We start from the raw sequence: 7039 nt of genomic DNA on the forward strand, positions 1-7039 counted from the left end.
GTCCACAAAGAATGCCACAGACACCTGCATAGTGGGAAGCAACCTGTGTACAAGGGAGCTTGAGCCGGATGATGGGGAACTGTCACGTCCGGTTCTGAGGGGAGAGAGGTACGGTGACGTATCCTCTCTTACCCGACAAAAATGCCGCTAGATATCGCACTCTCAAGATAGAAGGTCAGGCAGTCACCATTAGCGTGGAGAAGGATTGGCTTTATATTTCTGTCTCAAAACTCAAAGGCTGGGTAAAGATTAGACTGCATCGACTATTGCCTGATGGTTTTGTCTTAAAGAATGTTTTGTTAACCAAAAAGGCAGATGGTTGGTTTGTCAGTGCGATTCGTTCAGTCGAAACCTAATTTTAGGGGGATGACTGGCATTGGTAGAGTAACCCGACAGGGTAGAGTTCGCACTTTAATCCTCTACTGATGACAACTTACTATCCATATAGGTGAAGAAACCTAGCCGAGTAACGACAAAGACAGCTAGGGGAGAAAGGGAAAAATGAAGGGATACACCGACATCATAACCTAATCCAGAAAACACTAAGTCCTATTGTCCTGGTGCGGGATTAAAAACAGACAAACTACCAATCAACTTGGTAGCCACCTAGAGAAAAGACTGGCTATCAAACCTGTAAAGCGAGGGTGAAAGCAGCAACAGGTGGTAATAGCTGAAAGCACCTACTGCAAGCAAGAGTTTATGGGTAAAACAAGTGAAGTGTCATCCGAACCACCGTAACCAGACCGCCAAGGGAAATAAGCTTGTAGGAAACCTACCTCTTGGGTCGGAAAAAGCAGTTAAATAAAGACTAAGAGGATTTGATCGCCGCAATAGCGCACCTCTTACAACCCCGGTGGAGAGACAAGCCCTAAAGACTCAATCCTAGGATAGTAGGAACGAAGTAACCTTCCAACGCTCCCAGCCAAGGTCGATTAGCTGGGTAGGTAGTCAGACCATAAGCAATCGATAGGTGGGATGGTTCTGGAAGCAAACGCCTAACCCGAATCACGGGTAATGCCTGAAAAGGGATGGCATAACAGCCAGGATAAGCAGACAACAACCGCCATGTGTAAAAGCTAGAGTCACAAGTAGTGATGAATCTACCTAAATCTGATTCACAAACGAATACAGAGGGATGGAAGACTATTAATTGGCGCACTGTCGAGAGATATGTCTTTAAGTTACAAAAGCGAATCTATGCTGCTTCACGGCGCGGCGATGTCAAGCGAGTTCGTAAACTCCAAAAAACCTTGTTGAGGTCTTGGTATAACAAGGTTTTATCGGTACGTAGGGTAACACAAGACAACGCTGGCAAGAAAACGGCAGGAGTGGACGGGGTAAAATCTCTATCCCCAGCAGCACGATTTGAGCTAGCAAAGCAACTCAAATTAACCGGAAAATCCCGTCCTACTCGTAGAGTATGGATTCCAAAACCCGGAAGAAATGAAAAGCGACCATTAGGAATACCCACAATCTACGACCTCGCCTTACAGGCGGTAGTGAAAGCTGCCCTTGAACCAGAATGGGAAGCGGTCTTTGAGCCAAACTCTTATGGTTTTAGACCCGGAAGGTCATGCCATGATGCGATAAAACAGATAAAATTGTGCATCCAAAACAAGGCAAAATTTGTACTAGATGCAGATATATCCAAATGTTTTGACCGCATCAACCATGAAACATTGCTCCAAAAGTTGAAAGCAAAAGGCTTGCGTCAGGCAACAAGTTAAAGCTTGGTTAAAGTCTGGAGTCATAGACACTGGGGCTTTTACTGCTACATCTCTTGGTACGCCGCAGGGTGGGGTCATCTCTCCACTATTGGCTAACATTGCCCGACACGGATTGGAAGAACGAGTTAGAAAGGAATTTCCCTCAATGTCTCATACCATGAGGGAGACTTGGTTTCACAAAAAGGGAACTGAGTTTAAAACACCTAATCTAATTCGGTATGCCGACGATTTTGTTGTCCTCCACGAGGATAAATCCGTTGTCCAAAGATGCCGGGAAATAATCACGGAATGGTTAATTGGCATAGGGCTGCAATTAAAACCCGAAAAGACTCGGCTAACTCACACGCTCAACCCTGAGTTAAGTGAGGATGGGTTCGCTGGATTTGACTTTTTGGGTCATTACATCCGACAATACCCCGCTGGTATATACCGGAGCAATAAAAATGCTCAAGCTAAGATATTGGGTTTTAATACACTCATCACCCCATCTAAGAAGGCAAGTAAGGAACACCAGGAACAGGTCGGAAGAATCATCAAAAAAAACAGGTCGTCGCCACAAGCGGCTTTAATTAAAGACCATTACCCTGTGATAAGGGGATGGACTTCCTACTAGGCAAACTCTGATGCTCAAACAGTTGGAGAATTAGCCAAACAAGACCACCTAACATACCTGAAACTTCCTAGATGGGCATTTTGCCGTTGTGGAAACATCAATGATGGACAGATCAAATACTGGACATCCATAAAGGGAAACAACTGGGTATTCGCAACCAGGTCAGGGGACGCGAACCCCCTACGGTTACTTTTGCATAAGGAATACAGTAGCAGTAGCACCGACTATGTGAAAGTTAAAGGCGATAAAAGTCCATTTGACGGCGACTTAGTTTACTCGAGTTCAAGACTTGGGACACACCCTCAAATGCCTAGTCAAAAGGCGCGCGTTACTCAAACAACAAAAGGGTAAATGTCTGGCGTGCGGACTACACTTCCTTGAATGGGATGTGATGGAAGTAGACCATAAAATCCCTAGAGCAATAGGCGGCAAGGATGAATATAAAAACCTACAACTATTACATCGGCACTGCCACGATGAAAAGACTGCCCAAGACTTAATAGAAATCCGTCAGAAAGAACACTCAAATTTCTTCAATAAACTTGCTCAAGAATAAAGTAAATATGAATGGGAGTGGATTAACGACATTCCAACTATTAAGACACAGGCAGCCAAGAAGTCCTGTAGTGACAAAAGGAAACACATTGAGTAGCCGTGTGCGGTGAAAGTCGCTTGCACGGTTTCGGATGGGAGGGGTGGAGTAGTAATACTCCCCTCGACCCTAACATTTGCCTTGGAAGACCCTTCAGTGCCATCATTCACCCCTGATGAAATTATCCCAACTTGGGATAACACGCTAGGAATGGATGCGGTGCTACATGAAGATGATTATTTAGCTACCTCCGATGGTGAAAAGTTGCCGTCGCTTAAATCTTTTCGCAAATCTCAGAACAAATTAGCGAAAATCTCTCAAGGTAAAGCCAAACAGAAAAAAGGTAGCGCTAGGCGACGGAAGCTTGCCAAAAAAGAAGCTAGGCAACATCAGAAAATAGCCAGATACAGGGCTGACCATGCTTATAAAACTGCTCACGCTTTGGTGCGAACTGGCAAAAAAGTTTTTGTTCATGAAGAGCTGAATTTAAGAGCGATTACCAAGATAACTAGGGCTAATAAAGATGAGGAAGTAAAATATTTACCTAATGGTCAATCCGCTAAATATGGATTAAACAAATCTTGGTTGGATGCCGATGAATGGTAATTTCTTTACCACCCTATAACACATAGCCGCTCTCATCTGGGGCTAGGGTAATTGCAGTTAATCCAAGTTACACATCGCAATATCTTTGTTATCGAGATGAAAAATTTTTCATTGATTGCGATATCAGAGAGTATTGGGATGAGGTAGAAAAAATTAATGTTGACCGAGATATTAATTCTGCGGTCAACATTAAAAGAGTCGGGCTGGGACTGTTCCTGACTATAAATCGGCGTAGCGGGAAGATATCTAAATCATTTACTGATAGTACCGCTCTCGCAAGTTCACCGAAACATTAAGAATGTGCCAGAAGCCTACACTTACCCGTAGGGAAGTGTAGGTAGTTCACACAAGAATAATGTATCTATTCCCCCCGGTAACGAGGCATTTTGGGTCGAGTCGGTGGTGCGTAATTATATCATCCGTAAGTGGGAATCTCAGGATGAACCAGAGCATTTGAGGACGATACGCGATCGCATCCTCCGCAACTCACAGCGCGCAGGCAGATTGCTGGGGATTTATCAGCAAATTCTGCAATCCGATCCCCCCCTAGCCCCCCCTTGGCAAGGGGGGGGACAAGAGCAACCCCCCTTAGCAAGGGGGGCAGGGGGGATCTGGGAACCCCCCTTAGCAAGGGGGGCAGGGGGGATCTGGGAACCCCCCTTAGCAAGGGGGGCAGGGGGGATCTGGGAACCCCCCTTAGCAAGGGGGGCAGGGGGGGATCGCTACCGATGACAGCAGAGAGCAAACCGAACTAATCCTCTCCGGGTTAGTGGAAAAGCAACAGGGGTTTCTGAAGGTAAGAAACCGAATTTATCAAGAAGTGTTCAACCTCGAATGGGTAGAAAAACAATTAAGTTCCCTGCGCCCCTATTCTCAAACTTTTGATGCTTGGATTGCTTCGAGACAAACAGATTTTTCGCGACTGTTGCGCGGACAAGCCTTAAAAGATGCTCAAAAATGGGCGCAAGGCAAGAGTTTGAGCGATTTGGACTATCAGTTTTTAGCTTATAGCGAAGAAAGCGCTCGCCAAGAAACCCAACTCGAGCTAGAAGCGCAACGCCTCAAGGAAGTTGAGCGCAGACTCGCTCTTGAAAAACAAGCTGCCAAACGGCAAAAGTTATTCATCGTTGCTCTTTCCTCGGCATTAGCGATCGCAACTGGATTAGGAATCAGTGCTTACTCGCAGTATCGCAAAGCACTAGCAAGCGAAGGGCGAGCCAGGGTCAACGAAATTCGGGCGCTGGTATCTTCTTCCCTGGGTCTATTTGCCTCCAATAGTCGCTTAGATGCTTTGATAGAAGCACTGCGAGCCAGAAAAAAACTACTGTCATTCAGTCAAGTAGACCCGGAAACTAAAAGCAAGGTGGAATTCGCCCTCCAGCAAGCAATTTTGGGAGCGGATGAATACAATCGCTTTTCAAAACCCGCTGCTGGATTCAGTGGGCTTGCCATTAGCCCTGATGGTGAGATGATTGTGGCGGCGGGCAAGGAGAATACCGTCAACCTGTGGGCAAAAGACGGTAGGCTGCTGAAAATTCTCAAAGGGCATAAGGCTCCAGTGGGAACGCTAGCCATCAGCCAGGACGGTCAAACCATCGTTTCTGGTAGTAGCGATCGCACCGTAAAAGTGTGGAGTCCTGACGGTACCTTACTCCACACTTTAAAGGGTCATCAAGCCGCCGTGGGAGGCGTTGCGATTAGCCCCAATGGTGAATTCATCGCTTCTACCAGTGAAGATGGAACGGTGCGGCTGTGGGGCTATAACGGCATCCTGCTGAAAACGTTAAGCGCAGATACAGCTATAAATGCGGCAGTTGCGTTTACTCCAGATAGTCAGAAAATCGTTGTCGGTAGTCGAAAGGGTATGCTGAATATTTGGCGGGTTGATGGTCAACGGCTGGCTGCTGTTAAGGCTCATGAAATGGCGGCGATTGGTGTTGCCGTCAGCCCTCAAGGGGATACGATTGCCACTGCTTCTTTCGATGGCACAATTAAACTTTGGCAATTCTCTGGAAATGTCCCACTCCTGCTGACAACCCTCACCGGACATAGCAGCATGGTTTTGGCAGTCGCCTTCAGTCCCGACGGTACGCAATTTGCCTCAGTATCGGATGATAAGACTCTCAAGCTTTGGCAGCGAGATGGCACAACTTGGAACAAGGTACAACTACTACGCACTTTTGCCGGACACAGGGCGATGGTTATGAGTGTAAAGTTCAGTCCTGATGGCAAAACCCTTGCCACCCTTGGTTTGGACAACAGGGTGAAACTCTTCAACCCAAATAACTCCTTACTCAAATCCCTCAATGGTCATAAAGCCGTGGTTTTTGGACTCGCGTTTAGTCCTGACAGCAAAATGCTCGCTTCCTGTGGCGCCGATAGAACCGTTAAACTCTGGCAAGTTGGCGATGGGGGCAAGTCGCTATCCCTACGCACCCAGAAGCATGATGGTGGTGTCATGGGAGTCGCTTTCAGCCCCGTTCGCGAAGCGTCTTTGCAGGAGATTGGTAAGCGCTTAGCTACCGCCAGTGGAGATGCAACAATCAAACTTTGGACACCAGAGGGAGAATTGCTGGCAACCCTCAAAGGACATGAAGGTGCAGTCAGAAGAGTCAAGTTTAGTCCTGATGGCAAGCTGCTTGCCTCCGGGAGTGCCGATGGCACTGTGGGACTGTGGAACCTAGAGGGGAAAACCCCTGTTCTCCTGGCACGCTTGCGGGGACATCAAGGCGGAGTCTGGGTTGTCAGTTTCAGCCCCGACGGTCAGGTTATGGCTTCCTCTAGTGGAGACGGCACAGTCAAACTCTGGACAAAGAACGGTGAGTTACTGAGAACCTTAAAAGGCCATGAAGCGATAATTAGGTCGGTGGTGTTTAGTCCTGATGGTCAAATGCTAGCAAGCGCCAGCGATGACACAACCGTGAAACTTGGGCGACCTGACGGAACTCTGCTGACAACGCTTGCAGGTCATAGCGATGGAGTCATGTCCGTGGCTTTCAGTCCAGACGGGCAACTGCTGGCTTCCAGCAGCGCCGATGGGGTAATTAAACTCTGGAAACTAGCGCAAGGCAAGCTGCCTGTCTTGCTGACAACCCTGAAGGCACATACAGGGGGCATTTGGGAAGTGGCTTTTAGTCCCGATGGCAAGACACTCGCCTCTGCTAGTGAGGACAGTAAGGCGATCTTGTGGAACGTGCCACAGGTTAAATCCCTTGACCGCGTTATCGCCTACGGTTGCGATTGGGTGCGCGATTATTTACGCACGAATGGGGACTTGGAAGAAAGCGACAGAAATTTGTGCGACGGTATTGGAAATTAAATACAGTAGGGGCACGGCATCCTAAATATTATCGGTCAACCAACAAAATCTCCGACGCCTTGCCCATACAGTAGGGGCACGGCATCCTAAATATTATCGGTCAACCAACAAAATCTCCGACGCCTTGCCCATACAGTAGGGGCACGGCATCCTAAATATTATCGGTCAACCAACAAAATCTC

General features: G+C 47.4%; 8 protein-coding genes. 7 read left to right on the forward strand and 1 reads right to left on the reverse strand.

All coding sequences use genetic code 11. The features are described from left to right. The first annotated feature begins 113 nt into the window (after positions 1–113). Positions 114–356: a hypothetical protein gene (locus tag ACE1CM_RS05605; protein WP_374876421.1), complete on the forward strand. Its 243-nt coding sequence runs from the start codon at positions 114–116 to the stop codon at positions 354–356. Positions 357–868: 512 nt separating this feature from the next. On the opposite strand, the gene ACE1CM_RS05610 is transcribed toward ACE1CM_RS05605, so the two are convergent. Next, complete coding sequence (locus tag ACE1CM_RS05610; protein ID WP_374876422.1) at positions 869–1057, reverse strand: hypothetical protein; 189 nt, start codon at positions 1055–1057, stop codon at positions 869–871. Between the two features lie 37 nt (positions 1058–1094). Here ACE1CM_RS05610 and ACE1CM_RS05615 point away from each other — a divergent pair, with 37 nt between their 5' ends. The 6 genes from ACE1CM_RS05615 (at position 1095) to ACE1CM_RS05640 (ending at position 6857) form a co-directional block, all read left to right on the forward strand. Then, positions 1095–1727, forward strand: a complete 633-nt coding sequence (locus ACE1CM_RS05615) for a reverse transcriptase N-terminal domain-containing protein (protein WP_374876423.1) — start codon at positions 1095–1097, stop codon at positions 1725–1727. A 22-nt stretch (positions 1728–1749) separates the two neighbouring features. Beyond that, entirely contained in the window at positions 1750–2340 is a 591-nt protein-coding gene (locus ACE1CM_RS05620) for a reverse transcriptase domain-containing protein (RefSeq protein ID WP_374876428.1), read from the forward strand. A gap of 289 nt (positions 2341–2629) precedes the next feature. After that, positions 2630–2896, forward strand: a complete 267-nt coding sequence (locus tag ACE1CM_RS05625; protein ID WP_374876424.1) for an HNH endonuclease — start codon at positions 2630–2632, stop codon at positions 2894–2896. A 192-nt stretch (positions 2897–3088) separates the two neighbouring features. Beyond that, positions 3089–3538 (forward strand): transposase, encoded by a 450-nt coding sequence (locus ACE1CM_RS05630; RefSeq protein ID WP_374876425.1) that lies wholly within the window; start codon positions 3089–3091, stop codon positions 3536–3538. Between the two features lie 402 nt (positions 3539–3940). Further along, complete coding sequence (locus ACE1CM_RS05635) at positions 3941–4270, forward strand: hypothetical protein (RefSeq protein WP_374876426.1); 330 nt, start codon at positions 3941–3943, stop codon at positions 4268–4270. Positions 4271–4307: 37 nt separating this feature from the next. Next, positions 4308–6857: a WD40 repeat domain-containing protein gene (locus ACE1CM_RS05640; RefSeq protein WP_374876427.1), complete on the forward strand. Its 2550-nt coding sequence runs from the start codon at positions 4308–4310 to the stop codon at positions 6855–6857. Positions 6858–7039 lie beyond the last annotated feature (182 nt).

The organism is Microseira sp. BLCC-F43, from assembly GCF_041929235.1.
GTDB lineage: Bacteria > Cyanobacteriota > Cyanobacteriia > Cyanobacteriales > Aerosakkonemataceae > Microseira.

What these genes read in the sequence shown, in the direction of transcription:
- ACE1CM_RS05615 (WP_374876423.1), top strand. Translation starts at nt 1,095, where the DNA reads ATGAATCTACCTAAATCTGATTCACAAACGAATACAGAGGGATGGAAG.